This window comes from Streptomyces sp. NPDC014623, from assembly GCF_043088245.1.
Lineage (GTDB): Bacteria > Actinomycetota > Actinomycetes > Streptomycetales > Streptomycetaceae > Streptomyces.
In genome coordinates, this window is the sequence record NZ_JBIBZU010000028.1 from 1 (window position 1) to 25909 (window position 25909).

The 25909-nt window shown below is 67.8% G+C and carries 22 protein-coding genes and 5 pseudogenes; 13 read left to right on the forward strand and 14 right to left on the reverse strand.

Annotated features, from left to right (window positions below):
- Positions 1-184: 184 nt before the first annotated feature.
- Positions 185-658 (reverse strand): hypothetical protein, encoded by a 474-nt coding sequence (locus ACF1FZ_RS31515; RefSeq protein WP_391776797.1) that lies wholly within the window; start codon positions 656-658, stop codon positions 185-187.
- Positions 659-699: 41 nt separating this feature from the next.
- On the opposite strand from ACF1FZ_RS31515, the gene ACF1FZ_RS31520 reads away from it, so the two are divergent.
- The gene (locus tag ACF1FZ_RS31520) at positions 700-1833 is read left to right on the forward strand and encodes an IS630 family transposase (RefSeq protein WP_391776798.1); all 1134 of its coding nucleotides are present in this window, start codon (positions 700-702) and stop codon (positions 1831-1833) included.
- Between the two features lie 376 nt (positions 1834-2209).
- On the opposite strand, the gene ACF1FZ_RS31525 is transcribed toward ACF1FZ_RS31520, so the two are convergent.
- Positions 2210-2527 (reverse strand): DUF6221 family protein, encoded by a 318-nt coding sequence (locus tag ACF1FZ_RS31525; protein WP_391776799.1) that lies wholly within the window; start codon positions 2525-2527, stop codon positions 2210-2212.
- A 45-nt stretch (positions 2528-2572) separates the two neighbouring features.
- On the opposite strand from ACF1FZ_RS31525, the pseudogene ACF1FZ_RS31530 reads away from it, so the two are divergent.
- The 3 genes and pseudogenes from ACF1FZ_RS31530 to ACF1FZ_RS31540 all read left to right on the forward strand — a co-directional run.
- Positions 2573-3061 (forward strand): annotated as a pseudogene (locus tag ACF1FZ_RS31530) (transposase family protein); the annotation flags it as partial.
- Positions 3062-3179: 118 nt separating this feature from the next.
- Positions 3180-3923, forward strand: a complete 744-nt coding sequence (locus ACF1FZ_RS31535) for a TetR family transcriptional regulator (protein WP_391776800.1) — start codon at positions 3180-3182, stop codon at positions 3921-3923.
- A gap of 77 nt (positions 3924-4000) precedes the next feature.
- On the forward strand, positions 4001-5506 hold the full coding sequence (locus ACF1FZ_RS31540; RefSeq protein WP_391776801.1) for an FAD-dependent monooxygenase: 1506 nt from the start codon (positions 4001-4003) through the stop codon (positions 5504-5506).
- Here the strand turns inward: ACF1FZ_RS31540 and ACF1FZ_RS31545 are convergent.
- From ACF1FZ_RS31545 to ACF1FZ_RS31560, 4 genes are all read right to left on the reverse strand, one after another.
- Entirely contained in the window at positions 5496-5954 is a 459-nt protein-coding gene (locus tag ACF1FZ_RS31545; RefSeq protein WP_391776802.1) for a hypothetical protein, read from the reverse strand. The genes ACF1FZ_RS31540 and ACF1FZ_RS31545 overlap by 11 nt on opposite strands.
- Positions 5955-6016: 62 nt before the next feature.
- On the reverse strand, positions 6017-7507 hold the full coding sequence (locus ACF1FZ_RS31550) for a tyrosine-type recombinase/integrase (RefSeq protein WP_391776803.1): 1491 nt from the start codon (positions 7505-7507) through the stop codon (positions 6017-6019).
- Positions 7444-8193, reverse strand: coding sequence for a hypothetical protein (locus ACF1FZ_RS31555; RefSeq protein WP_391776804.1), 750 nt, complete (start codon positions 8191-8193; stop codon positions 7444-7446). The genes ACF1FZ_RS31550 and ACF1FZ_RS31555 overlap by 64 nt, the downstream gene beginning before the upstream one ends.
- A gap of 272 nt (positions 8194-8465) precedes the next feature.
- Positions 8466-9452 (reverse strand): tyrosine-type recombinase/integrase, encoded by a 987-nt coding sequence (locus tag ACF1FZ_RS31560; RefSeq protein WP_391776805.1) that lies wholly within the window; start codon positions 9450-9452, stop codon positions 8466-8468.
- 248 nt (positions 9453-9700) lie between these two features.
- Here ACF1FZ_RS31560 and ACF1FZ_RS31565 point away from each other — a divergent pair.
- Positions 9701-10033: pseudogene (locus ACF1FZ_RS31565) on the forward strand (transposase family protein); the annotation flags it as partial.
- A 64-nt stretch (positions 10034-10097) separates the two neighbouring features.
- Here the strand turns inward: ACF1FZ_RS31565 and ACF1FZ_RS31570 are convergent.
- The 3 genes from ACF1FZ_RS31570 to ACF1FZ_RS31580 all read right to left on the reverse strand — a co-directional run bounded on the left by ACF1FZ_RS31570 (position 10098) and on the right by ACF1FZ_RS31580 (position 13447).
- Entirely contained in the window at positions 10098-10529 is a 432-nt protein-coding gene (locus tag ACF1FZ_RS31570) for a nucleoside deaminase (protein WP_391776806.1), read from the reverse strand.
- Between the two features lie 491 nt (positions 10530-11020).
- Positions 11021-11938 carry a hypothetical protein gene (locus ACF1FZ_RS31575; RefSeq protein ID WP_391776807.1) on the reverse strand — a complete coding sequence of 306 codons (918 nt, stop codon included), beginning with the start codon at positions 11936-11938 and terminating at the stop codon, positions 11021-11023.
- A 390-nt stretch (positions 11939-12328) separates the two neighbouring features.
- Positions 12329-13447: a YncE family protein gene (locus ACF1FZ_RS31580; RefSeq protein ID WP_391776808.1), complete on the reverse strand. Its 1119-nt coding sequence runs from the start codon at positions 13445-13447 to the stop codon at positions 12329-12331.
- Between the two features lie 211 nt (positions 13448-13658).
- On the opposite strand from ACF1FZ_RS31580, the gene ACF1FZ_RS31585 reads away from it, so the two are divergent.
- Both ACF1FZ_RS31585 and ACF1FZ_RS31590 read left to right on the forward strand, forming a co-directional pair.
- Positions 13659-13967, forward strand: a complete 309-nt coding sequence (locus ACF1FZ_RS31585; protein WP_391776809.1) for a hypothetical protein — start codon at positions 13659-13661, stop codon at positions 13965-13967.
- Between the two features lie 47 nt (positions 13968-14014).
- Positions 14015-14626, forward strand: coding sequence for a hypothetical protein (locus ACF1FZ_RS31590; protein ID WP_391776810.1), 612 nt, complete (start codon positions 14015-14017; stop codon positions 14624-14626).
- Positions 14627-14927: 301 nt separating this feature from the next.
- Here the strand turns inward: ACF1FZ_RS31590 and ACF1FZ_RS31595 are convergent.
- Positions 14928-15197, reverse strand: a pseudogene (locus ACF1FZ_RS31595) (transposase); the annotation flags it as partial.
- A gap of 151 nt (positions 15198-15348) precedes the next feature.
- On the opposite strand from ACF1FZ_RS31595, the gene ACF1FZ_RS31600 reads away from it, so the two are divergent.
- The 4 genes and pseudogenes from ACF1FZ_RS31600 to ACF1FZ_RS31615 all read left to right on the forward strand — a co-directional run bounded on the left by ACF1FZ_RS31600 (position 15349) and on the right by ACF1FZ_RS31615 (position 18516).
- Positions 15349-15744 (forward strand): MerR family transcriptional regulator, encoded by a 396-nt coding sequence (locus tag ACF1FZ_RS31600; RefSeq protein ID WP_391776811.1) that lies wholly within the window; start codon positions 15349-15351, stop codon positions 15742-15744.
- Positions 15745-15850: 106 nt separating this feature from the next.
- On the forward strand, positions 15851-16774 hold the full coding sequence (locus tag ACF1FZ_RS31605) for an NADP-dependent oxidoreductase (RefSeq protein ID WP_391776812.1): 924 nt from the start codon (positions 15851-15853) through the stop codon (positions 16772-16774).
- Positions 16775-17306: 532 nt separating this feature from the next.
- Positions 17307-18149, forward strand: a pseudogene (locus tag ACF1FZ_RS31610) (IS5 family transposase).
- A gap of 97 nt (positions 18150-18246) precedes the next feature.
- Positions 18247-18516 (forward strand): hypothetical protein, encoded by a 270-nt coding sequence (locus ACF1FZ_RS31615; RefSeq protein WP_391776813.1) that lies wholly within the window; start codon positions 18247-18249, stop codon positions 18514-18516.
- A gap of 238 nt (positions 18517-18754) precedes the next feature.
- On the opposite strand, the gene ACF1FZ_RS31620 is transcribed toward ACF1FZ_RS31615, so the two are convergent.
- Together ACF1FZ_RS31620 and ACF1FZ_RS31625 are read right to left on the reverse strand one after the other, a co-directional pair.
- On the reverse strand, positions 18755-19771 hold the full coding sequence (locus tag ACF1FZ_RS31620) for an amidohydrolase family protein (protein WP_391776814.1): 1017 nt from the start codon (positions 19769-19771) through the stop codon (positions 18755-18757).
- A gap of 975 nt (positions 19772-20746) precedes the next feature.
- Positions 20747-21934 carry a PQQ-binding-like beta-propeller repeat protein gene (locus tag ACF1FZ_RS31625; RefSeq protein ID WP_391776815.1) on the reverse strand — a complete coding sequence of 396 codons (1188 nt, stop codon included), beginning with the start codon at positions 21932-21934 and terminating at the stop codon, positions 20747-20749.
- Between the two features lie 504 nt (positions 21935-22438).
- Here ACF1FZ_RS31625 and ACF1FZ_RS31630 point away from each other — a divergent pair.
- Positions 22439-22834 (forward strand): annotated as a pseudogene (locus ACF1FZ_RS31630) (adenylate kinase family protein); the annotation flags it as partial.
- Positions 22835-22980: 146 nt separating this feature from the next.
- Here the strand turns inward: ACF1FZ_RS31630 and ACF1FZ_RS31635 are convergent.
- Together ACF1FZ_RS31635 and ACF1FZ_RS31640 are read right to left on the reverse strand one after the other, a co-directional pair.
- A complete protein-coding gene (locus ACF1FZ_RS31635; RefSeq protein WP_391776816.1) occupies positions 22981-23601 on the reverse strand; it encodes an NAD(P)H-dependent oxidoreductase in 621 nt (206 codons plus the stop codon).
- 128 nt (positions 23602-23729) lie between these two features.
- Positions 23730-24569, reverse strand: coding sequence for an SDR family NAD(P)-dependent oxidoreductase (locus ACF1FZ_RS31640; protein WP_391776817.1), 840 nt, complete (start codon positions 24567-24569; stop codon positions 23730-23732).
- Between the two features lie 81 nt (positions 24570-24650).
- Here ACF1FZ_RS31640 and ACF1FZ_RS31645 point away from each other — a divergent pair, with 81 nt between their 5' ends.
- Positions 24651-25595: a cupin domain-containing protein gene (locus tag ACF1FZ_RS31645; RefSeq protein WP_391776818.1), complete on the forward strand. Its 945-nt coding sequence runs from the start codon at positions 24651-24653 to the stop codon at positions 25593-25595.
- The last annotated feature ends 314 nt before the right edge of the window (positions 25596-25909 follow it).

Below are 25909 nucleotides of genomic sequence, written 5' to 3' on the forward strand. Positions count from 1 at the left end.
GCGCCACCAGGAGGCAAGAACGACTCCAGCCGATCCCACTCCGCATTCGTCAGATCACCACGGCCCATACAGCCAGCCTGGCCCCAACACCCCACCCGCGTCAGGAGATCCGAGAAACAGTGCCTAGTGCCGTATCAGGCAACGTTCGCCCCTCCACGACGTCATGGGTAGGGCCTCTCGCCGATCAGGTGAGGTGCTCCTGCGCCCAGCGGGCAATGCCGCCGAGCTTGACTGCCGCTACGTCGCTGTCGCCGGTCCGGACGGGCTGATCGGCCTCGTAGTCGTAGCCTTCGAGGCCGCTCTCCTCCTCGATCATCCGCGCGATTTGATACGCCTCCGCCATGATCGGTCGTGCTTGCTGCCCCGGGTAGCGATAGGGGATCTCGATGTTGGCCGAGTCCCCCGCGTAGTCCAGCTGCAGATGACCGGCCGGCCCGTCACGCCACAGGGTCAGGCTGTAGGGGTACTCCTCGGTGGTGACCGGACCCACCTCCCACGACATCCGCTGTATCAGCCTGTCCCAGGCGGCCCGCTGGTCACGGGTCAGGCTCATGGGCTTGAGGTCGGCATCCGGGTCGTAGACGGAGTTGATCTCTTCCAGGGTCTCGTCGAAGGTACGGCCCGGGAAAACCCGCAGGAACATGATGTCGTAGGTCACCGTCCGCAGCCTACGGGCCCACGCCCGCTATGTTCGAGGTCGTGGCGGGACAGGTGCGGGTGCGGCAGATCGATGACGACGAGGGCCGCAAACTGCTGCGGATCATCCGCCGCGGCACCGGTTCGGTGGTGACCTGGCGGCGGGCCCAGATGGTCCTGCTGTCCGCCCAAGGCATGCCGGTAGCGAAGATCGCCGAAGTCACCTTCACCAGCGCGGACCGGGTCCGGGACGTGATCCACAACTTCAACACCGACGGCTTCGACTCCCTGTATCCGAAGTACAAGGGCGGCCGGCCCAGGACCTTCACCCTGCCCGAGCGACGCGAGATCAAGAAGATCGCGAAGTCCAAGCCGACCGAGCACGACCTGCCCTTTTCAACCTGGAGTCTGACCAAGCTGGCGGACTTCCTGGTCGCCGAGGGGGTGGTCGACGACATCAGCCACGAGGGCCTACGCATCCTGCTCCGCGAGGAAGGCGTCTCCTTTCAACGCCTGAAGACCTGGAAGACCTCCCGAGATCCGGACTACGCGGCCAAGAAGGCGAGGGTCGAGCACCTCTACGCTATCGCCGACCGGGAGGTCATACCGGAGGACGGCGAGCCCGAAGTCGTCTTCTGCCTGGACGAGTTCGGACCACTCAACCTGATGCCCCACCCCGGGAAGCAGTGGGCCGAACGCGGCGGCAAGCACAAGGACCCGGACCGTGAGCCACGCCGTCGTCGACGGGCGACCTACAACCGCTACGGCGGAGTGCGTCACCTGTTCGCCGCCTACGACCTGGCCAGGGACAAGCTCTACGGCCATATCAAGCCGCTCAAGAGGCGAACGCAGTTCCTGGAATTCTGCCGCTACCTGCGCACGCTCTACTCGGCCCACGTCCGCATCGCGATCGTCTGTGACAACTTCTCCCCGCACCTGACCACGAAGAAGTGCCAGCGAGTCGGTGACTGGGCCGCCGCGAACAACGTTGAGATCGCCTACACCCCGACGAACTCCTCCTGGCTGAACCGCATCGAGGCCCAGTTCACCGCCCTGCGCTACTTCACCCTCGACGGCACCGATCACGCCACCCACAAGGAACAGGGCAGCATGATCCGCCGCTACATCATCTGGCGAAACCGCCATGCCGACGACCGGCGCCTACGCGCCGTCGTCGACAGGGCAAACGTTGCCTGATCCGGCACTAGCGGGGCCCGGACTACTGCTGCCATGAGGTCGAATGAGCTCACCGGCCAGGTGAGCCCCGGCATGATTGGGATCAAGAGAGCCGTTGCCGATCCCGTTGCGGGCCTTAACGTGCCTGTTCGAATATCGAGCCTGTGACCAGCGGAACTACTTGACAGATAACAGACAAGGCCGGGCCGGCGAAGCCCATGGCGCTGTCGGAGAACGTCGCGCCTCTGAAGAACACGTCAGCCAGTGGCAGACCTGCTTCCACGACAGCTGATCCAAACGAAACTCCCTAAGACCTGTCCCGTAAATGATCTTCAGTGGGTGTGGTTCGGTCCAACACGCGGCCTCGCTGGGCACCCTGTCCGTGGGCTGCGCCGCTTCAGGTCCGTGAGGGAAAGTCAGGGTGGCCGGTGTAGGGCGAGGCAAGGTCTCGCAGGTCGTGGCACGGCCATGGGTCGCGGGCGTGACGGGCCAGTATGCGCCGTTTGGCTTCGACCTCGCGCAGGACGCGGGCCGGGTCGTGCAGAGCCACATGCAGAGCAATCGTGGGGTGGAATCCGGAGAGGTCAACCTGACAGAAGTCGACCGTGTGTCCGTGGGCAGACCACTCCCCGCATCCGTCGCCGTCGCAGCGTCGTGCCAAGTCGGCCTCCTCATCCAGCCGCGCCTTGAGAAACTTCACCAGCTCTTCAGTCATAGGAGCATTCTCGACGTTGTGTCGGCACCATGAAACGATCTTGTGGTGTCTGGTGTGATCACGGCGTCGGAGTCGTCCCGGATAGCCCCGTTCACGGGGCTGAGCCCGCGTGTCTTCGGCAAGTTGGTGACTGCGCTGCGCCGTGAGGGTGCGGATCCGGTCCGCAAGGGCCGCCCATGATCCCTTCCGCTGGAAGACCGGGTGCTGCTGGTGGCGGCGTACTGGCGCACGAACCTCACGTTGCGCCAGCTTGCCCCGCTCTTCGGTATCTCGAAGTCCGCGGCCGACCGCATCATCGATGATCTCGGCCCGTCGCCCGCGCTGCAGCCTCGCAAGCGATTCCGTAAGGACACCGTCCTCATCATGGACGGCACCCTCGTGCCCACCCGCGACCACACGATCGCCGAGCAGTCCAAGAACTATCGATACTCCACGAATCACCAGGTCGTCATCGACGCTGATACCCGGCTCGTCGTGGTGGTCGGCCGGCCTCTGCCCGGCAGTCGCAACGACTGCAAGGCGTGGGAGGAGTCCTGCCTTTCTATCGGGCTTGAGGGGCGATGGATGCGGAAGACGCCAGGCTTTTCCCGGTCAGAAGCATGAACCCTCATGTGTCTGATGTGCGACAGGTCTCGTGCACAGAGGCGGCTGGATGCCGATCGAGGGCCTGTCGGCGCGTTGGAGCGGCCACTGCCTCATCCAGTCAGAGTTGGCAGATCCCCGCCCAGAAAATTGCGTGATGCGAATTATTGCGCGCCACGCAGTTTCTGCTAACGTGAATGGCATGAGTGGTCTTCGGGAACGGAAGAAGGAAGCCACGCGTGCAGCGCTGAGCTGGGCCGCAGTCTGGCTCACCGCCGAGCGCGGGTTGAGTGCGGTCAAGGTGGAAGACATCGCCGCAGCGGTCGGGGTGTCTCCGCGCACCTACAACAACTACTTCTCCAGCAAGGCCGAAGCGATTGCGTTTCGCTACCTTGAGCGTTCTTTGCGGCTCGCGGCCGAGCTGCGTCACGGACCGCCCGGCGAGCCCTTGTGGGAGGCAATCACTCGGGCGGCACTACGGCAGCTGGAGCCTGGCCCTGAGGTGGAGCACATGCCACCCCAGGAGCCCGATGAGTGGGCGGCCGGTCTGCGGGTGATGTTGGCCGAACCCGCGCTGGAGGCCGAGATGCTGCGGGCGAGCAAGATTGCGGAGAGGGAGCTTGCCGCAGCGATCGCTGACCGCACGGGCACGGATCCCGGGTCCGATCTCTACCCTCGCCTGGTGGCCGCGAGCGTGATGGCCGCGAACAATGTCGCCCTCGAGCTGTTCGTGCAAGGCGGCACGGGCGAGCCGATGGAGGTTCTGCTGCCGCGGGCTCTGCGCATGGTGGCCACCGGACTTCCCACTCCGTAGGGCCCCTCCTTTCCACCCTGAACAGGGGCTGCTGCTTGCAGCCTCTACACCGCCATTCCCCAAATAGGAGAATTGTCATGCTTGATGTAGTAATTGTCGGTGGCGGCCCGAACGGGTTGATGCTCGCCTGCGAGTTGGCACTGGCTGGGGTGCGTCCGGTTGTGCTGGAGCGTCTCGTCGGCCCGAAGACCGAGCCCCGGGCGAACGGTCTGGTCGGTCAGGTGGTGCGCATGCTCGACCGACGTGGTCTCTACGCACGCATCAGCGGATCCAGCGAGCCGCCCCGACCCGCGCCCCGCTACATGTTCGGCGCATTCACGCTGGACCTCACAGGACTCGACGACAACCCCGTGAGCTTGCTCCCGGCGCCGCAGGAGCAGATCGAAAAGGTCCTCGCCGAACGCGCCGTGGAACTCGGCGTCGACCTCCGCAGGGGGCAGGAGGTGGCCGATCTGCACCAGGACAACGGCTTCGTCCGGATCACCCTTGCCGACGGTGAGGCTCTCACCGCCCGTTACCTGGTAGGGGCTGACGGGGGGCACAGCCTGGTGCGACGCCTGTCCGGCATCGGCTTCCCCGGCGTGACCACCGACGACTTCGTCACCCGCTCCGCGAACGTGTCCGTGGCGGACGAATACCTGGGCCCGGACGGCAGCCTGCACGTTCCCGGCTACGGGAGCTTGCCACCCCTGCTGTACGTGCGCACGGAGCGCGGCACGATCGCGTGGGGTTTGCTACCTGGCCGAGTGCCAGTCCTCAACACCACCGAAACCGGCAGGCCGGAGGAGCACATCACCCCGATGACCTTCGAAGAGATGATGGCGAGCGCCGAACGCGTGCTGGGTGTGCCCGTCCCGCTGGGTCCACCGCAAGGAGAGGGACCGCACCTGCTTCGACGACTTGCCGGCGGAAACACCCGACTGGCAGACCGCTACCGGGACAGGCGGGTACTGCTGCTGGGCGACGCGGCCCACGTGCACTCGGCGATCGGCGGCCCGGGACTCAACCTCGGCCTGCAGGACGCCGTCAACCTCGGTTGGAAGCTGGCCGCCACAGTGCGAGGGTGGGCCCCCGAAGGTCTGCTCGACACCTACGACGAGGAACGCCGACCTATCGCAGAACACGTCATGGCCTCGACCCTGTCCCAGTCGGCACTGATGCGCCCCGGACCGGAAGTCAGTGCCCTGCGGACCGTCTTCGGTGACCTGCTCGCCTCACCTGGCGGCACTGGACGCATCGCCCACCTGCTCGCTGGAACCACCGAGGACTTCGCGCCCGACCTCGTGGTCCACACCGGCGCAGGCACCCGTCGGCTGGCCGACTTGACAACCACCGCCCGGCCCTTGCTGCTGGACCTGTGCGGCGACTTCGCCGAGGCCACGAAGCCCTGGCACGACCGGGTCGATGTCATAAGCGGCAAGGCAGAGAGCACGAGCGTGACCGGCCTGCTACTGCGCCCCGACTCCCACATAGCGTGGACCGGACACGAGCCGAAAGACGCCAGCGGTCTGCGAGCCGCACTGCACCAGTGGTTCGGCACGCCGCTGAACGGCGCCCGTGAGCCGGAGCAGGTCAGCGGTTAACCTGGGCCATCAGCTCGCGGTTCGCAGCGCGGGCGGCTTCAAGGTCCTCGTCCCGTTCGGCGAGTTCGCGGCGGAGGTCGAGAATCTGCTGTTCCAGCTCGGTGGCGCGGCGTGTGAGCGTCTCGATGTCGGCCGGGGCCCCAAGGCCGGATGCTTCCCAAGCCGTCTGGCCCAGAGCCTCGGACAGGCGCCGTTCGAGCCGGGTGATGTGCGCGGCCAGTCGTCCGTTGCGGGCCGTGAGGTTCGCGACGTCGGCCAGCAGCGACTTGCGGCTGACCTGCGTTCCGGCAGTCGTGCCGGGCGGGGGCTGGCCCGCGCGGGCGATGACGGCTGCGTGCAGATCACCGTGGCGGTGAATCAGGCTGCGGTGAACGCAGGCGGCACGGGCGACCGAGGAAACGCTGATCTCCTCGCCGGCGGAGGCCAGTTGGTCGAGGGCTTTGAACACTCGGTTTCTTCGACGGTCGGAGTCAGCGACCCGCGCTCGGGTCAGGTGGTCCGGTGATGCGCTCACGCGTCACGCTCCAGCCGCAGGTCCGGCTCGGGCGGACGGATGCCGGGCATGCCCAGGGAGACGGTGCGGGACTTGCGCAGGGTCCGGGTGGCGTCCTTGATCTGCTCGCGTTCGTCCTCGGTGAGCCCGTCGAGGTCGGTCTCGACGCGGCGGATCAGTGTGCGGATGCGCTTGATCTCCTCGTCGGACGGAGTCGCTTCGGTGCGGGCCCAGGCGTCGAGGTCCGAGGCCGCGGCGAGACGTTCGCGGTCCCTCAGCAGGGTGTCCAGGTAGGTCCGCAGCTCCGGTAAGTACGACGGGTCAGTGCGGAAGTGGTCGCAGCCGACGCAGCGGAACCGGAACGGGCAGCCGTGGCCGCCGGCCTTGACGTTGCTCGGTTCGACGCAGATGCCGTAGGGGACGGATACCTGACCGATCCGCAGGCGGGCGTGCTCGTGTTCCAGGAGCTGGCGGGCCTGGGTCCAGATCTTGTTGCCGTGCCGGTCGAACTGGTGCGAGACAAGTTTGTCGACTGCGGCCCGGGTGCGTTTCTCCGTGACCCGGTAGGAGCCCTGAGTGGTCTGCAACGACCGGTGGCCCATGAGCTCGCGCAGCACGTCGGGCAGGGTTCCGGCGTCGGCGTGCCGTTGGGCGTAGGAGTGGCGGTAGGAATAGGGCACGACTTCCAGCTTGGGGAACTCGGTGCCGTCGGCCAACAGCAGTGGGGGTATGGCGTTGATCCAGCGGCGGTGGACGTTGCCGATGTGCTGCATTCGGAACGGCTTGGTGCCTTCGGAGTTCTGCCGGGGCTGGGGGAAGAGGACCAGCTCGGACAGCTTGGTGTCTGGGAACCGGGCGCGGATGGCTTTCTTCTGCCGGACGATGATCTCTGCGGTGGAGTCCGGGATCGGCAGGCGCAGGCCGATGCGGTTGTTCTTGAAGTCGGTGTAGACGAGCACGGACTTGCCGTGCTCGTCGGTCTCCATGCAGTCCCAGGGCAGGCATCCGATCTCGTCGGGGCGTCGGCCGGTATCGACGAGGATCTCGATGGCGGCGCGCGCGTCGTCGCTGCCGTCCCGGATCTGGTCGAGCGTGGGCAGCCGCTCGCAGAGCTGGCTGAGGATCTCCTTGGGCAGAGCTCTGCCGGGTCCTTCCTCGATGACGACCGGGGGCATGTCGTGCCTGCGCAGCGCGAAGTCGCCGGGCAGGTCGGCGAGGATTTCGCCGGGTCGGGTCAGGCCCAGGTCGCGGATTTCGCGCAGGAACCGGCTGGTGAAGCGGCAGACCGTCGTGCGGCGGAAGGCGCTGATCTCGCCGGTGTGCGCGAGGTGAGCCACGTACTGCGTGAACGTCTCGATGTCGCTTCGGCCGAGCGCGGCCATGTCCGCTCCGTCGTCCTGACGGGAGCGGACGAGGCTTTGGGAGAGGTAGCGCAGACAGAGGATCATGTCGGAGAGGCCGTTGGGGATGTTCTTGCCGTAGCGGCGGGGATCTCGTCCAGCACCCACGTCTTGCAGGCTCGCCGCATCCACTCCTGGTGCAACGGCGTGAAGTCCATCCGACGCCACTGGCCCAGTCCGAAGGCGCCCATGTTCCAGACGTCCTTGATCTGCTCCAGTTCCGGAGTGGAGACGGCGGCCGCGAGCATGTGGCGCATGCGGTTGGCCATGCCGGCCAGGTGGGTGTTGCGGGGCACCTGGACGTCGTCGAACTGCTCGACGCGTTGCTCACGCAGGTGCCGGACGAGGCCTCGCAGCAGGACGGGAGGGCTTTTGACCTCGGCGTCCGTGCGGGCCTGAAGGACGTAGAGGATCTCGGCAGTCACCAGGGTCGGCAGGCCCCGCAGGCTCAGCGCGGTGGACTCTGCCGTGCCGGGCTCGGCGCGGCACCAGGTCTCGAATTCAGCGTCGGGTACTTGTGCCTCCTGCCACCTTACCCAGTGCGGGGGGCAGAACGGGTTCGAGCTGTTCGCCTGGTGCCGGTGGCAGGCGTCGACCGAGCACAGGCCGAAGCCCGGCAGCGGGCGAACGCGAGGGTCGGCGAAGAACTCCTCCAGCGTCGGGCGCCCCAGCCTCGTGAACAACTCGCGGTGCCGCATGCACATCTGCGTGCGGGACGACGTCCAGGGCCGTCGGCGCTTGGGGACCGCGCATCCGCCCGAGATGTTGCTGATCTGCTTTGGCTCGCTGGCCAAGAAGTCCTCCGACGTTTTGCCGCTCCGCTTCCAGACGCTGCGGCAGGCCGAGCACAGCGCCAGTTCTGTCTTCCGGGCTGCTGCCCAGCAGCCGGAACGGGCGCAGATGTGCATGCCGAGGAAAGGGTGGTCCGGCGAGGGCCGAAGGATTCGGGATTTCTCGTCCCAGTGCAGAACGTCCAGCGTCTCCGGCCGGATCAGGGCGCGTAGCCGTTTCGCGCGGGCAGGCAGCAGATCCGATGCGGGCGCAGGCATCAGTCGCAGGGCCGTGCTCATTCGTTCCTCCTGGGAGCGAGAGCGGCGACCCGTTCGACGGCGGACCGCAGCCGCTGCGGATCGGGGTGCAGGTAGACCTGCGAGCTGGCCGCGCTGGCGTGCCCGAGCAGGTCGGCGATCTCGTCCAGGACGGCGCCGGTGTCGGCCGTGTTGCTGGCGAATCCGTGCCGCAGAGCGTGGGGATGAACGCCGTCGGCCAGGCCGGCCCGACGGGAGAGCCGATCGAAGAGGTCGTTCAGGGCGCCCGGCGGCATGGGCGCCCCCAGTGGGGGCCGAAACAGGTTCACCAGCACGAAGTCGCTGTCGCGGGCTTCGCAGCAGGTGTCTCGTTCGACGACGTACTGGTCGTAAGCCTGGACCAGCAGAAAGTCGACCGGGACGGCGCGCGAACGCTTCGACTTCGCCCAGGCGCCGTTGTCGTTGTTCCGTCGCACCACGTGCAGGTGAGAGCCGGGAATCCGGCAGCCCAGCACGGTGGCGTCCAGGATGAAATGGATGTCCTCGCGTCGCATGCCCACGGCCTCGCTGCGGCGCAGCCCGGCCCTGGCGAGCAGGAGGACGATGAACCGGTCCCGGGCCGAGCGGCAGGCCCGCAGCAGGGCAAGGACTTCCTCGTCGCTTGCGCGGCCGACTGGCTCTTGCGGTTCGGCGGCCCGGTGCCGGGCCTTGGCGTAGTAGCGAAGGTGGCTTCCCTCGCCGCGGGCCTGCATCGGCAAGTCCCGGTCCTCGGATACCTCGTAGAGCTGGGACAGCACGAACGTCGGCACCGTGCCGAGCGTCGTGCCGTGGGTGAGGAACTCGCGGACGCCGGCCAGCACGGTGTTGATCCGGCGCGGCCCGCGAACGGGTTCACTGCCCGGCCCGGCCGCCACCGGACTGCCGTCACCGGTCGAGTGCCGCAGCCAGAACATGAAGCTGCCCAGTCGGCCGGCCGCCGTCGTCCAGTCTCGGCCGGTGCAGCGGCACCACGTCAGGTAGAGCACGACTGCCCGGCGTATGTACGCGTAGTCGACTCCGCCTGATCGCGGCCGAAGCGCACATGCCGCAAGAACTCGTCTGCTTCCGGTACGGGCGTCAACCGTTCGTCGTCCAACACGGTCCAGTACCGCTGCCCCGGCGGCATGTGTACCGGGAAGGGCCGCAGCACTCTGGAGATCACCTGATGAGTCACGAACCTTCAACGACAACTACGACGTGCACGACACGGCGACGCGAACCGTCGCGCACTGCACCCCTCTTGGGGGTGACGCGACAGTGCACGACGCGGTCACAAACCCGAGAGAACGGCGCGAAGGCCGCCGTCGGCAAGACCATGACGATCGCCGACGGCGGCTATCCAGGCACCGGGCTCGTCATGCCCCACCGACGCCGCAAAGGCGAAGAGCTGCCCGACTGGAAACAGGCCCTCAACAAGTCCCACAAACAGGTCCGCGCCCGCGTCGAGCACGTCTTCGCACGCATGAAGACCTGGAAGATCCTCCGCGACTGCCGCCTGAAAGGCGACGGCGTCCACCACGCCATGCTCGGAATCGCCCGACTCCACAACCTCAACCTCGCCGGATAGACGAGCATTCGGGCTGGTCACCGACCGCGTCCACACAACTCAGAGATCATTTACGGGACAGGTCTTAGTCGCGCTGCCTCGCGCCGTGGAATCTGCGGTGCAGGTCGCGGACCTCCGTCACCAGTTCCGGGACCGGCCCCTCCACGACTGCCCCGGGAGCAACCTCGTTGACTCGCAGGCCGCATACCGGAGGGGCTGGGGCCCCCAACTCGTCAATCCACGCCACGAGTTGCTCGGACGAGGCCACGTACACGATGCGGCCGAGACCAACCCAGGCATGTGCGGCCGCGCACATCGGGCAGTGCTCGCCGGAGGTGTAGACGGTCGCGGCCGTCCGCTGCTCGGGTGTCAGGTGGGCGGCCGGCCATCGGGCAAGCTCGAACTCGGGATGCCGTGTGCGGTCTCCGGAGGCCACCTCGTTATGACGGTTTCTTACCGACCCGCCCGAGCACGTAGACGAGCTACGGCAGAAACCAGTGCACGGTGGTCGCGTCATCGTGCGTCTTGCCCCCGTGGCCAACGCCGACCCTCGGGGTCGCCGGCCTCCACTTCCCGGATACGGCGGATCAACTCGGCGGACCCAGGCGAGCTGATGACGGCCCACGTCTTGTGTCAGATGGGGAGTTGGAAGCGGTCGACGAGCCGGGTCGCGCCGTCGTTCAGCAGCGACGCTGAGGTCAGCCAGTCCAGCACGAGGGCTCCGGTGAGGCCTGCTCAGCCGCTCGCGGGTCAGGTCCGGCGACCAGAAGCCGTCCGGCCGGTCGCGGAGTACCGTCAGCGCGTCGCGGTACTCGGCCAGAGCGGCGGCATGCTCGGGTGAGGCTGTGGCTGGCTCAGAACTCTGTGGCACGCACTACCTCGGCCCTGGAGCAGCCACAGCGGCCGGGCAAGCCCTCGCTGCCCGGCCGCTGCCGCTCAGACATTAGTTGGCGCTGAATCCTCTCTGTACGCGAAGCCGCGGCAGAGGGGGTGGTGTCCTCGCTGGACTCAGGTCAGTGGAGTGTTGGCCAGGACCCGGCGCAGGATGCTCCAGGAGAGGTCGGACTCGGTGGCGAAGGGGCGCTGCTCCTTGGACTCCTCGTCGATGTAGTTGAAGGAGTCACGGCTGTAGCTGTCACCGTCCTCGTCCTCGACGCCGGTCTGCTCGGGGTTGAGGTAGACGTGGAAGCTGGCGCCGAAGTCGGCGGAGGCGTTCATGTAGCCGGGGCCGGTGGTACCGCCGCCGCCGTCCATCGGGCAGTACACCCGGTGCACGGCGTAGTTGTCCCTGGACAGCCAGGCGCACTGGCCGGGGGTGAGGGTCAGCAGGCCGAGTTTGCGGGCGTCCCAGTCGAGGTGCTCGTAGACCATGACGTCGAGCTGGCCGGCGAGGCAGAAGACGATGCCGGTGGTGTGGCCGTGGGAGTGGATGGGCGAGTAGTGCTGGGCGGGCCAGATCTCCAGGACGACGGGCGAGCCGATGTCGCCCTTGGGGTGGTCGTGGGGGTGGAGGTGGCCGTGTTCGGCGGCCAGGTGGTCGTAGTCGCCCCGGCCGGTGCAGGCGACGCGGATGTACGGCGGGTGGGTCTTGTCGTGGTTGTACTTCTCCACCAGGATCTGGCGCAGCAGTCCCACCTTCTCGCCGGGTGCGGTGGCGGGGGCGAGGTGTTTGCGCATCGCCTCGATCTCCCACGCCGACAGGCGCAGGTCCTCGGCCTTGCGTGCGAGGTCCATGACGGCCGGAGGGATCATGAGCTGGCGGGCGTACTCGTCGAAGGACGTGGCCTGCCCGATCACGAGGGACGGGGCGGCCTCGGCACCCCTGAGGCGCAGCTGCCGTTCTTCTTCTTTGGTGATGTGAAAGGGGTACTGCGCATCGCCGTATTCCGGTTGCCCGGCGGGCGTCTGCGCGGCGGTCAGGCTCATCAGTGAGGGCTCCTTCGTGTGTATGTGTGCCGCAGCTCGGCGCGGCACACATACACGTCGCGCTGAGCTGGGGCTGGACTGGAGAGGCGGGTCTTCGGGGTTGACGTACCGACGTGGGTGCACTGGGGCGGCGCACTCCGTCCGGGCGGGGCGACGCAGGTGCGGGCACAGATGGCGGCTCGGCACATGGCGGGGCAGCTCGCGCCGGCTGCGAGGCGATGCGCTCAGCAGCCCGTGGGTGATCCGGTGACCCGCCCGCGCTTACGGATCCGGTGGTGTTGACGCCGCTTCGGCGACCGCCCGCCACTGCGAGGGGACAGCTGCACGCGAGTGAGGCGCCGCCCTGCGCAGTCGGTGCGCGCCTTGCAGGGCGGTGTTTCTGGTGGCGTGTCAGTGACTGGGCAGGCGGGTGGCCCTGAGGCCGTCGAGGGGGTACTCCTGGGGCAGGCGAGCCGGGTCGCCCGGCACGGTGATCAGCACGGTGATCGGCCGGGACGTGCCCGCGGCGAGAAACTGGTCGCCCACCGAGTCCAGGTATGCCTTGCCGTCCTGGGCGAGGACCTCCACGCCGGATGCTTCGGCTCTCGCGCCCTTGACCGTCGGCAGGTCGAAGGAAATACGGAACTTCCTGACGTCCTCCGCCGTGCCGCTGTCCTTGCCGATAGCGGTGAGCGTGAGGTCGAAGCTGTAGACCCGGCCCCGGGGCTCGCTGTTCTCCCATGTCCGGTTGAACTTCTTCGTCACGGTGATCTCGTCGTAGCTGGGCGGGACGGGCAGGGGGGTGATGCGCCCGGCGCCGTTCATGATCTCCAGGTTGCCTACGGGCACCCTGCCCCGTCCGATGCGCTGGGAGTGGTCGGGGATCGTGGCCGTGGTCAGGTCGAGGTGGTTGACGTTGCCGGCGGAGTCGACGGCGTAGAAGTTGCCGTCCTGATCGAAGAAGGTGGCCGAGTACGCCTTGCGGGAGCCTGTCGCGGTGCTGGCTTGCGCGGGCGGAAAGACACCCTGCTTGAGGACGGTCTTCATGGGCTGCCGGTCCGGGTCGACGAGCAGCAGGTCGCCGTTGTCGCCCTCCACCGAGTACAGCCGCCCGTCCTTGGAGTGGTAGGCGAAGTCGTCCCACCGGCCGCCTCCCGGTACGTCGCGGGGTGTGGCCTTCCCGGCTGCCACATCGATGGCATAGCTGTGTACGTCGGGGTTGCTGACGACGAAGAGGGTCTTCCCGTCGGGGTCCATGTCGCCGTCGAACCAGGGCCCGTCGGGCAGTCCGTCGATGACCTGGTCCTTCAGAGTGCCGGCCGTCACGTCGATGGTGATGAGCTTGTTGCGGCTCACCGCCAGCAACAAGGGCTCTTTGTCGTCGCCGAGGTACTGCGCCCCCATAGCGGTGTAGCCGGCCTCGTAGGGCCGCACGTTCTCGACGACGCGGGTGTCACCGTCGATGGGGTCGAAGCGGTAGATCCGGGTGTGGGTCCTGCCGACGGCGAGATACACCTTGCGGTGAGCCATGAAACCAAGCGTCCTTCCATGCGACTTCGGAACGCTTCGAGAACTGCCCTTGATCCACACCAGTAAGCACACTAGGTATTCGTTCGAATACAATAAGCCACAACGGCCAACAGCAGGGGTCCAGGCCCGGCTCAGCCATGAGCAGGCCGATCGGGTGGGGCCGAGCGCAGATACGGCGACTTCAAGGGCCCTTGGCCTCACCCCCGTCTTCGTGCAGGACAACAGGCGCGTCGCTGCACTGATCGCGGTGATCTGCCTGGCCCTGCTGCTGTTCTGCCTGGTCGAACGTCAGGTCCGCCAAGCCCTCGGAGGCGACCAGGAGATGCTGGGCCTCTGCCCCGGCAGCCAGAAGGTGCGACCCACCGGCCGCATGATCCTCTACCACCTGTCCGACCTGCGACTACGGGTCGGCAGCATCACCGATCTACCCGTCATCGCCATTACCCGCGGCGTCCAACTCCGCGCTCGACCTCCTCGGCCTGGAACCCACACACCCCGGCTGGCCAGAAACCTGAGCTGATTTGCCCTCCGCCACCGGTGGGGACGGCATGCTGGGACGATGCACCGGTGAACTACTTCTCGTACTCCAGCATCGGTCCTGGTCATGACCGGCAGCAGCTCTCGGAGCCCAGGCGGGCCGAGCCCAGTCAGTGGCCAAAGCTGGAGGCCGCACTCGCGGTGGTCAATCACGATCTCACGGCGACCCTGCCGGGTCAGGACCCGCTGATACTGATGGTTGACCCGCCCGGGCAGCCCTTGCCCCCGAACGGAATCGACAGGGGGCAGGTCTACGTGGCGATGGCCGACGGCCGTTGGCACGGCAACTCGGTGAATGCGTGTGACCTGGAAGAGGGCGACCCGCCAGAGCCGGACGATGCGACAACGGTCCTGACTGTGGTCGCGGATGCGGCGCAGTCGACCATCATGGAGTTGCTCTGGCAGGTCTGGCCGATCTGCTGGGAACACAAGATTGGAATGCACCCCCGTCCCGCAGGGACCACTGACAACTGGTACCAGGGCGAAACGGACGCGGCTGGCCCACCGGTGTGGTGGTGCCCGGGTAACCGGGACAGCAATTGCCACGACGTCTCCCTGGTGGGCGAGCTGGCCGCCAGCCTGCCGGGAAAGCAGCGTCGCGCACTGCGCCACAGCGAGCGCAAACGAAACCCCCGCCGATAGCCGCGGGGCCAGACAACTGCGCAGTGCTGCCGAATCCACGTATCGTTTCCACCTGCGAAGTACGGAACTAGCCGGGCAGGATGCCAACCGGCGCAGCCGCACGGGCTGAAGTCACGAGCCGCTGGTTCCCCCGAACAGGCGAGGTCTCCAGCGGCCGTACGTGAGCAGCCCGGCCGTCAGCGCCCGGCTGGTTCGGGGTAGCGCCGGCGGCGCCGGGGTAGCCCACGGACTGCGGGAGCGTGGCCTCCACCTCAACCTCGAAGGCGACGTTTCCGTTTCTGGTGACCTCGATCGCGTGGAGCTCGTGCCGGGTGGTGGCCATGACGTGGAAGACATCAGCCCGCTCGAGCTCGGTCCGCCAGCCTTTGGAGAAGCCGTAGGCGGCGTCCGCGGTCACTCACCGGAACGGGATCTTCTCCGTGATCACCCGGCGGACCATCGCCTTGGCGATGGCCACCTTCGTCTCGAAGGCGGCCGCGTCCTCGATGCCCGCGGCCCGGCAGCGTTCCCGGTCATCGGTCCATGACGTGGGCAGATACAGGCGGCGGTCAATGAGCGTGCGGCCACGTGCCGGCGTACTGAGAAAAGTGCTCAGGCGCGTACAGACGAACGTCCTCAGTTGTGGGACCGGGACGACAACCCTGCAGCTGTGACGGCGTCCGCGGGTGTCTATGACTCGCCGGCGGCCTGCACCTGGAGTACGCGAGCGTAAGCTCTCAGGAATGCGGATCGGCGAGCTGTCCACACGCACGGGCGTGAGTCCGCGCTCATTGCGGTACTACGAAGAGCAGGGCCTGCTGACCAGCTCACGCTCCGATACCGGGCAGCGTCACTATTCCGCTGAGGCAGTCCAGCGCGTGTCGCTCATCCGACAACTGTTCGACGCAGGTATGTCCAGCCGAGTGATCGCGACTGTGCTGCCGTGTGTGGACGTCCCGGGTGACCTGGGCGTCGCCGAGGAGACGTTCACGGCGATGATGCGCGAGCGCGACCGGATCGACGACGACATCGCGCACCTGATCGAGACCCGGGATGCGCTCGATGTGCTGATCAGCGCCAACAGCCGACACCGGGCGGAGCTGTCCACGTCGCCGGAGCCGACGGCACGGTTGGCCTGATGCTGTGACCTGCATCTCAGTCAGTTGCCCCTGACATCGATGTGAGAGGTGAGGATGGCTGCAGAGCCCGGAATCACCGGGCCGGTCACACGGGAGGCGGCAGAAGATGGGGCAGGCGTGGGGTTTCGGCAGGTACGGCGGGCCCGAGGTGCAGGAGTTCTTCGATCGTCCCGATCCCGTCCCTGGTCGCGGCGAAGTGCTGATCCGGGTCGAGGTGGCCGGCGTGAATCCCCTCGACCACATGCTGCGCTCGGGTCTGGTCCCCGGGCTCGACGGTGGGCGTCCGTTCCCCCGCGTGCTGGGTATGGAGGCAGCGGGAACCGTTCTCGCCCGGGGCCAGGACGTCGACGGGCTCGAAGTGGGCGACGCGGTCTTCGGCTTCGCACTCACTGGTGGCGGCACCTACGCCGAGACGACGGTGCTGTCCGCGCCGAACACCGCGCGCATCCCGGCGGGCCTGTCCGCGACCGTGGCGGCAACACTGCCCGTGACCGGGACGACCGCGGTGGACGTGCTCGACCAGCTAGGCCTCCCGGCCGGTGCCACGGTCCTGGTCAACGGAGTCGGGGGCGGGGTCGGCCTCGTTGTCGCCCGGCTGGCCGTCGGGCGCGAGCTGCGTGTGACCGGCACCGGGAGTACCGCCAAGCGCGAGCAGGCCGAGGCCATCGGGGTGCGGTTCATCGACTACACCGCCGGGGACGTCGTCGCCGCGGCACGCGAGCTGGTTCCGGACGGCTTCGACGGGATCGTCGACCTGGTCGGAGGCACCTCGCTGCGGACGATCGCTCCGCTGGCCCGGGATCCCCGCAACGTCATCGCTGTGGGTGATATGTCTGTGCCCGGTCTCGGTGGGCGTTTCGTCGAGCGGCGCCTCGACAGGGAGAGCCTGGAGCGGTCGGCCCGGCTGGCCCTCGACGGAGTTCTCGCACCCGTGATCACTGCGGTCCATCCGTTCTCCGACGCCCTGGCCGCTCTCGCCACCGTCGAGAACGGTCACACTGCGGGCAAGGTTGTCATCAAGGTGGCATGAGAAGTGCCCGGCCGCCCAGTGCCGTCGACCGTCTGCGGACTGACGAGAGCCCGTGGTCAGCGCATCATCAACTGAGCACGTTCACCTGTACGGGGTTGAGCACCTTCAAGCGCACGCCGACAACGCCCAACACCAGCCACCACCACCCCACCCCCACAGCCAGGCAGCCAGGTAGAAGAGGGGAAGTCCGAGCACTCACCACGCGAAAATCGGGGCCTGACCTGCGGTTGTACAACGGTCAGGCGAGATCATGCGCGCCTGATAGTGGAGGGCATGGCGGAGCAGATGGTGGAGGGGACAGTGGGCGCCCCGCCCGGTGCCTGGTCGCTGCGCAGCCGAACGCGCCGGGCTGCGTGGGGCGGCCTCGAGGACCAGGTGCCCCCGCGAATCGGCTCCTCCCCAGTGCCGCCGGTCTCCGTGTGCCAGGGTGCCGGGGCCCGAAGCGGAAGGCTGGTGTCTGGCACCGGCGACAAAGCCCCCGCCCCGGACACCTGGGCCGTTTCTTTCGGATCATCTGATCGTTGGTTGATGTGTGTCGTTGACTGGCGCCCAGTGGGCGAGGATCGAGCCGCTGCTGCCGGACCGGACTCCGAAGCGGGGCGGGCGGTGGCGGGATCACCGGCAGGTGATCGACGCGATCGCGTTCAAGTACCCCACCGGGACGCCGTGGATGGACCTGCCCGAGCACTTCGGATCGTGGAAGGGTGCTCATAACCGGTTGCGGAAGTGGGACACCGACGGCACCTGGGAGAAGGTCTTCACCGCGCTGCTTGCCCAGGCCGACGCCGAAGGCGACCTCGACTGGGTGGTCGCGGTCGACTCCACCGTCGTCCGAGCTCATCAGCACGCTGCCGGGGCCCGTCAAAAGGGGCCCCGGCCGGCGAGCCGGACCACCATGCCCTCGGACGGTCCCGCGGCGGGCTGACCACGAAAATCCACCTTGCCGCGGACAGCCGCTGTCGGCCGCTCGCTTTCGTTCTCACGCCCGGCCAGGCAGGTGACGCACCCGCGTTCACCCAGGTAATGGCCCGGTTACGGGTGTCCCGGTGGACCGGCCGTCCCAGGACCACGCCGGTGGTGGTCCTGGCCGACAAGGCGTATTCGTCCCGCGCGATCCGCGCCCATCTTCGCCGGCGCGGGATCCGGGCGGTGATCCCACAGCCCGCCGACCAGGTCGCGAACCGCAAACGCCGCGGCAGCCATGGCGGCAGACCACCGGCCTTCGACCGCGACGCCTACAAACATCGCAACACCGTCGAGCGGTGCATCAACAAGCTCAAACAGTGGCGCGGTCTGGCCACCCGGTACGACAACCGCCACCATCTACCAGGCGGCACTCCACCTCGCGGGCATCTTCATCTGGTCCGCGCGCTGACTCGAAGCCGCCCTTGGCACAGAATGATCGCGTGCTTCCTCCTCGACTGCTGTGGTGCGATCCTCGGCCCATTCCCCGGTTCAACCGTCAGGAACCGGTGACACTGATCGTCCGGGACCCTGGCTTCCACGAGCCGACTGACGAGGACGACTGCACGGTGTTCTCCTACTTCTGCCAGGCGCATGACCGCTTCTACCGGCGCGAGGCTTGCGGGGAGGGACCGCATCTCATCGCTCCGCACTGTGAGGAGCACGGGCCTGAAAACATGTGGCCACAGCCACTCACGCTCATGTTCCCTGCAGGTTTTGAGCCGCCGCTCAGCGAGGCGCAACTCAGCTGGCTGCAAGCAGAGTGGGATGCCGCCTAAGCATGATCCGAAAGAGAAGCCCTAGCCCGACCCAATCCCCACGTGCGCGGGGAGCAGCCTGCGTGGCCTGGAACGTTACCGCGCGTTTTCCAGTTCCTGACACAGTTTCAACAAGACGGGCGGAGCGGCTGGTCTGTTGCCGGCGTGCGTTACGGCGTCCTCGGAAATGTCGTGGTGAGTGGCTGTACCCGCCTGTGACCTGCGGTGGTGGGTGGCCGGCCGGGAAACTCACCACGGTCTAGTACTGCAACGGTCTTTGGTCTGATGGTTGGGCAGTTTCGGGTGGTGTGTGGCCGCGACGTTTGTAGTGACTGGTGCGGGAAGTCCGCTTCAACGCGGGCATGAGTCGTTGTGCGTTGTTGCGGTAGACGCCGCGACGCTGGTGCTCGGTGAACGCATGGTCGGCCTCGACGGTAGGCACCGTGAAGTCGGTGATGATCTCGGCGGAGGCGGCCGGCCAGTCCGTGCCGAAGAGGATCTGATCGGCACCGACCGTCTCCACCAGAGTGCACGCCGGAGCGAGCGGGCCCGCCGTGTCGTAATGGAAACGGCGGAGGGACTCCCGCACGCGGGCTGCGTCGAGAGGCGGGGTGCAGAAGTCGCCGAAGGCCTCGAGGCGGGTGGCGATCTGAGGAAGGAATCCGCCCGCGTGCGGCAGGACGACGGACAGACGAGGGTAGCGGTCGAGGGTTCTTGTGCGGATCATGTTCACAGCGGCACGCGTGGTGTCCAGCAGGAAGTCGCACATGAAGTTCGGGACCCCGGGAACTGTGGGCACCCCCGGCGGTTTCCCCGGAAGGTCGAGCGGGTGGGTGACGAGGACCGCGGAGCGTTCGTCGACTTCGGCGAGGAAGCGGTCGTATGAGGGATCACCCAGATACACACCGTTGTAGCTCGCCTTCACACTGACTCCGACGGCACCGAGTTCGTCGAAGGCCCGCCGGAGTGCCCACGTGGTGACTTCGGGGTGATCCAGGAGGGCGGGGCAGAGGAAAGCGAAACGCCCCGGGTGGTCGTGCATCAAGTCGGTCATCGCCTCGAAGACGACGGACAGCCCTTCCTTGGCCTGTGCCGCGGAGCGGTACCGGTCCTGCATGGTGGGGTTGAGGACGGCGGTCGCGATCCCTGCCCGGTTCATGAGCGCGAGCGTGGAGTCCGCATCCCAGCGCGCCCACCACAGCAGCTCTTCCCGTCGCACCACCCCTGCGCGCTCCGCCCAGTCCACCCACTGCGGTGCGGTGAAATGATGGTGCACGTCGATCTTCGTCCGCCATGCGTCGTCGCTTCCCTCGGTTCCACTCGAACTGTCTCCTCCCCCGGTGAGGGAGCGGGGCTTCTGAGTGGCGCCGGCTGTGGAGGCCACAGCCCCACCGGCTATGAGCAGACCACGTCTGCTCAAGGGCTTACTCGAGTACGACATTCGAACTTCCCTCCGCGGCGTCGTCCTTTGGGTCGACACGGTGCCCCTGCAACAAGTGCGAGGCCTTGCCGGCTACCGCCATCGGGGGACGGATTCCGCCGTACGGAGCAGTCGGCTGCCACCGGACCGGCACGACTTCATGGCAGCAGTGAAACTGCCCGACCACCAGACGGGACTGCTGCACGGATAGGTGACACCTGACCTGGCTTGCTGAGAGGCGGCCTGGAAGGATGTCGCAGTGCCCAAGCCGTATCCGAAAGGGTTCCGCGAGGACGTCGTGCGGGTCGCGCGCAATCGCGAGCCCGGCGTCACGCTGGAACAGGTCGCCGCCGACTTCGGCGTCCACCGACGCCTACCGGCTGGTCCTACTGCTCGCGCAGCTCGCCACCATCAAACCTGGCTAGGATTCAGCCAGCCTTGGACGGTTCTTCGACGAGCTGGTGGAAGATCCGCGTGATCGTTTGTCTCTGCTTGCGCGGCGCGTCGAGGTCCGTCCGTAGCATCTCGTCGATCACCCGCTTGTACGCATCCAGCGCGATCCGCCGCAGCAGCTTCTTCCGCAGCTCCGGCCAGACCGTACCCCTGACGCACGCCGAGGGCGATGCGCCTGTCCCCGCCCACGCGGCGGGACCTCGATCCGCTCGGGCCTACGGGGGCTGCGGTCGACGCTGCGGGGGGCCGGGTGCATCCCCTGGCCGGGAGGGACGCATGACACGCCGTGCCGACCCGTTCGCGCCCAGGTCGCCGTCCGACCGGCGGTGGCCGGGCCAGGGGGGTGGTGGCCCGGCCACCACCACCCCCCCCCACTGCTCACTGCCCGTACGCGACCAGCAGATCGGTGGCCGGCACCACCACGAGCCCACCGCCCGCACCGAGACCGGTCAGCGGCTGGGACACGTTGTGCTCGTCGGGCTCGTCGATCGGCGCGCCGACGTCGGTGGACCAGACGGACTGGCCGGTGGCGCCGTTGAGCGCCCACAGCTGACCGCTCCGGGAGCCGACGTAGACGTAGCCGTTGACGACGATCGGCGCCGTGCTGATCTGACCGTCGCCCTCGAACTTCCAGCGAGTGGCCAGGGTGCGGCTGTGCCGCTCCTGGAGGACACCGTCATCGACGAAGTAGCCCTGGCGGCCGTCGAAGGCCGGAGCGGGTGACCAGCCGGTGGCCTCGTAGGTGCCGCGGACCTTCCCGTCGGCGGTGTTGAGGACCGAGGGAGCCATCCCGGCGTCGTCGCGAACCCAGACACCGCCGTCGGCGAGAACAGGGGTGCGCCCCCCGCCGCCGGAGCAGTCCGTCCGGTGGTGCCAGACCGGGGCCCCCGACTTGGGGTCGAAGGCGTATGTCTGCTCACAGGCGTATGAGACGTACACGCCGTTGGCTGTGACGGCAGGCGAGCTGTTGTCCCCGTTCGCGACAGGCTGGGTCCAGATCACCGCACCAGTGGCCGCGTCCACCGCGTACAACGTGCCACCCGAACCGGCACCGCCCGTGTACACCACGCCGTCGGCGAAAGTGGGCGGGGAGGTAAAGGAGTACTGGTCAGGCAGCTTGACGGTCCAGATCTCCGTCCCAGTGGCCGGGTTGAACGCCGTCAGCACTCCGTCGTAGTTCTGGGCATAGAGCCGGCCGCCCCCGTAGGCGAGCGCGGACCACCAATAGGTGCCACCGAGGTCGACGGGCTCCCAGGCGTTCTCGCCCGTGGCCGCGTCAATGGCGTAGAGGGTGGTGCCGTACCCGTTCGGCGAGGCAGCGGTGGCGAAAACGCGCCCGCCGGCCACGACGGGGTAGGAGACTTTCCCGCCCAGGTCGCGGGACCACTTCTGGCTGAGCGGCGGCGCGCCCACAGTGGGGTCGACGAGGCTGCCGTCGTGCCGCGCGTTGATCTGGTAGGTGGTCGAGACTCCGGCAGACGCCGGCTGCGCGCCGACCGGCGACACGAGCGCGACAACCGATAACGCCGCACCGAGCAGGACGGCGATGGTTCTTCGAAGCTTCACTCGGACATCCCTCATCATCCGGCATCGCCATGGCGATGCGCTCAGGTCGGACCGGCCCCCGGGGCCGGTGGCCGTTTTCAAGCCCCCATGATCCTCTATCGCATCTCAACCGCCCGGTGTTTTGCAGTAGTTGAGCAGCATCATGGCTGCCTTACACACTTGCTCGGCACGCGGGACCCGAAGCCTCACTCGCCGGTGTACACCTCTGTCCGCCAGGCACTGATGCCGTCCTCAAGCGCGGCCGGACCTGCCCCTGGCGAGCGAGCGCGCCATGAGCTGACCGACGGGTAGGGGACACAACGCCTCACCCGCTATCACGCACCAACTCGTTAGAAGTTGCTGGTGTGCTGGGTGGGCCGTCAGGGGAAAGGCGAAGGCTCCCGCCGGGGGGTATCCCCAGCTCCGATCCTGGGGTACGCCGGTGTGGAACGGCACTAGCGTTCAGTCACGGCTGCGAATCCCGGGACCGGCCCTGGGCCCCGCATGATGAAGGGCCCCTCATTGATGCGCATCCTCCTGATCGGGTCGCCCGGGGCCGGCAAGGGCACGCAGGCAGTGCGCCTTGCCGCGCGTCTGTCGATCCCGCACATTTCCACCGGTGACCTGTTTCGCGAGCACATCGACCAGGGCACCGAGCTTGGCCGGAACGCTCACACGCACATACACGCCGGCCTTCTGGTTCCGGACGAGGTCACGATCGGGGTGATCAAAGAGCGCCTTGCCCGCCCGGATACCGAGCGCGGATTCCTGCTGGACGGCTTCCCTCGCAATCTTGCGCAGGCGCAGGCGCTGGACGGCATCCTGGCCGACTCGGAACCGAGGCTGGATGCCGTGCTCGACCTGGAGATTCCCGAGGGCCAGGTGGTCAGACGGATCGCTGGACGACGTTCGTGCCGTGCCGCCGCGGACGACGCGCCAGTACCTGGATTTCGGTGAGGCCGGTCATCCTCGGGCTGCGGGGCGGCCCGTAGCCGTACGCCGATGTCGTCCACGACCGGTCGGTCTCTGTGGTCGGTGCCGCCCTCCTTGCCGCAGGAGAGGAGAGGTCACGCGGGCGGTGAGTCGGCCCGTACGGCTTCGCTGACGGTGCGCACGGCGCGTGCCACACTCGCCGCCGTGGCCGTGTAGGGGGACTGCTCGGATTCGTGGACGAACGCGGTGGCACCACGGCGGCTTCCGACGTAGTCGACGATGCCGTGCTCGATCTGAGTCCGCAGTGCCCCTTCATGTCCGTGACGCTCGTAAGCGCCGGAGTCGGCGCCTGCGATGAGCAGCAGATGCGTCGTGAGCCGCTGGAGCTTCGGGCGCAGACCCGAGGCAGCCGAGTATTCGAAGGCCCAGCCGTTGACGAACACACGGTCGATCCACCCCTTCAGCAGCGCCGGCATGGACCACCAGTACACCGGAAAGACCAGGACGAGATCGGTGGCACGCTCGAGACGACCGTGCTCGCGGACGACATCGGAGGGGTAGTTGCAGCCTTCGTGGTAGGCGCGGCGGTCCGCCGTGGTGAACCTGGGGTCGAACTGCTCCCGGTGCAGGTCCGCCACCTCGACAGCCCGGGGGCGGAGCTCCGAAACGAGTCGTTTCGCCACGTGGTGAGTCAGGGAATCGGAGTCCGGGTGTGCGGTGACCACCAGGGTCAGCGAGTTGTCATCAGTGCTCATGTCAGTGCTTCCGTCTGCGGGGTGCGGATCCGGGATCGTGGTAGAAGGCGTCGCGTCCTCCGTCATGGGCAACCGGTGCGTGGGGTCGCGCCGGGCGGCTGCGGCCGGGGGGTGAACGGCCTCGCGGTTCACCGCTCGTCCCAGGCACCCGCCGCGGCCGCCCGGACGACGTACTCCTCGAAGGTCCGCGGTGCCCGCCCCAGCACGGAGGCCAGTTCGTCAGTCGTCCCGGAGAGCAGCCCGCTCTCCATCAGCGCGAACATCGCGGCGATGTCGTCGGCGTCGTGTCGGCTCAGGCCCTGCCCGGTGAGGGACGAGACGTACTCGTCGCGGGTGATCCGGCGGTAGGTGAGGGGCCGTCCGGACGCCCGGGAGATCAGCTCGACGGCTTCGGTGAAGGTGAGGGAGCGGGGACCGCTCAGCTCGTATACCCGCCCGGTGTGCCGGTCCCCTTCGGTCATCACCGCGACCGCGGCATCGGCAAGATCCTCGACATCGACGAAGGGCTCGGGAACATCGCCGGCCGGAAGCGCCAGTGTGCCCGCGACCAGTGGCGCGTGGAAGACGTCCTCGTCGAAGTTCTGGGCGAAGTTCGAGGCCCGCAGGACTGTCCACCCCAGTGACGAGCCGCATACGGCTTCCTCGGCCGACCGCATGTGCCGGCCGAAGGCAGAGCCGCCCCAGCTGTCCGCGCCGCGCCCGGAGAGCAGGACCAGCCGCTGCACCCCGGCGGCTCCGGCCCTCACCACGAACTCGTGCACCGGGCCCGGCACGGGCGGGGGCACCACGTAGGCCACGTCGACGTCCCGCAGGACGGTGTTCCAGCCGTCGGGCTCGGACCAGTCGAACCGGAGGCGGCTCGACCGGGAGGCGGCGCGTACCGGTGTGCCGTGCAGCCGCAGTCGAGCGGCAATTCTGCGCCCCGTCCTGCCGGTCGCACCGAGGACGAGGTGAGTGTCTCGCGTCATGACTACTACAGAACACCTACGGGTCACACGATGACATGGGTGACAAGCCGTAATACCTTTGCGATCGTCTAACCTGTCGGGGTGGACGTCATCAGTGACCTCTTTCGCGGGGTGCGGGCTCACGGTTCCCTGTTCGGCAGCTCGACGCTGTCCCCGCCCTGGTCACTGCGATTCGTGGACGGTGCGCCGCTGACCCTGTGCACCGTCCTCACCGGAGCGGGCTGGATCGTGCCGGAGGGCCGTCCCCCCGAGCGCCTCGGCGCCCACGACACGATCGTGGTACGCGGTTCCACGACATTCACCTTCGTCGACGAGCCCGGCAGCGCGGTCGAGCCGATCGCCTACGGAGCGCATTGCGCGACGCCCGAGCAGGGCGGCACCCGGCACCGGCTGGGCTGGCACGATCCCGGCGAAGGGAGCAGCGACGACAGCAACGCGACGACTCTGGTGGTCGGCGCCTATCCGGTCCGCGGCGAAATCAGCCAGCGGCTGATGGACATGCTGCCCGTCGTGCTGCGTGTCGACGCCGGAGGCACCGGTGATCCGGTGCTGGATCACCTCGCCGCCGAGGTCGCCCGCGACGAACCGGGCCAGCAAGTCGTGCTCGACCGGCTCCTCGACTGGATGCTGGTCTGCACGCTGCGGACCTGGCTGGACAGGCCCGGCGGCCATCCCCCGGCCTGGTGGACCGCCCAGAAGGACCCGGTGGTCGGTCAAGCGCTGCGCCTCTTGCACGCCGAGCCGGCAGCGCCGTGGACGGTGGGCGATCTGGCCCGGCGCACGGGGGTGTCCCGCTCGACACTGGCGAAGCGGTTCGCCGGTCTGCTCGGCGAGCCGCCGCTGACCTATCTCACTCACTGGCGCATGACGCTGGCGGCAGATCTCCTGGCCGAGAAGGGGTCCTCGACCGTCGCCCACGTCGCCCGTGCCGTCGGCTACACCGATCCGTTCGCGTTCAGTGTGGCGTTCAAGAGGATCCGGGGCACCAACCCGAGCGAGTTCCGCCGTATGGCCGGGGCGCACTGAGCAGCTGAGGCTGTCGGAGATCTGCGGAGAGGCAGCTCCTACGCCAGACCGCAGGACAAGCTCGTCCGCGTTGGGCAGGCCATCGGCCGGCTCCGCCGGGAACGCGGCCGGCTCGCCGTCCGCGTGATCGCCCGGCGCACGGGCGCGTCCGCCGCGTTCCTCCAAGAACGCCGGCGCCCGCCGCCTCGTCCAGGTGGCCGTCACCACCAGGCAAGAGCCGCCACGATCGCCTCACCCAGGGGGAGCACGAGCGCGGTCGCCTCATACATCCGACGGTAAAGCTCCTCGACGGACCGGTGCGCAAGTGCGCCGCC

Coding starts and splice junctions, on each gene's coding strand:
- ACF1FZ_RS31525 (WP_391776799.1), bottom strand. CDS start 2,527: ATGACTGAAGAGCTGGTGAAGTTTCTCAAGGCGCGGCTGGATGAGGAG.
- ACF1FZ_RS31535 (WP_391776800.1), top strand. CDS start 3,180: ATGCCGATCGAGGGCCTGTCGGCGCGTTGGAGCGGCCACTGCCTCATC.
- ACF1FZ_RS31540 (WP_391776801.1), top strand. CDS start 4,001: ATGCTTGATGTAGTAATTGTCGGTGGCGGCCCGAACGGGTTGATGCTC.
- ACF1FZ_RS31570 (WP_391776806.1), bottom strand. CDS start 10,529: ATGACGCGACCACCGTGCACTGGTTTCTGCCGTAGCTCGTCTACGTGC.
- ACF1FZ_RS31575 (WP_391776807.1), bottom strand. CDS start 11,938: ATGAGCCTGACCGCCGCGCAGACGCCCGCCGGGCAACCGGAATACGGC.
- ACF1FZ_RS31580 (WP_391776808.1), bottom strand. CDS start 13,447: ATGGCTCACCGCAAGGTGTATCTCGCCGTCGGCAGGACCCACACCCGG.
- ACF1FZ_RS31600 (WP_391776811.1), top strand. CDS start 15,349: ATGCGGATCGGCGAGCTGTCCACACGCACGGGCGTGAGTCCGCGCTCA.
- ACF1FZ_RS31605 (WP_391776812.1), top strand. CDS start 15,851: ATGGGGCAGGCGTGGGGTTTCGGCAGGTACGGCGGGCCCGAGGTGCAG.
- ACF1FZ_RS31635 (WP_391776816.1), bottom strand. CDS start 23,601: ATGAGCACTGATGACAACTCGCTGACCCTGGTGGTCACCGCACACCCG.
- ACF1FZ_RS31640 (WP_391776817.1), bottom strand. CDS start 24,569: ATGACGCGAGACACTCACCTCGTCCTCGGTGCGACCGGCAGGACGGGG.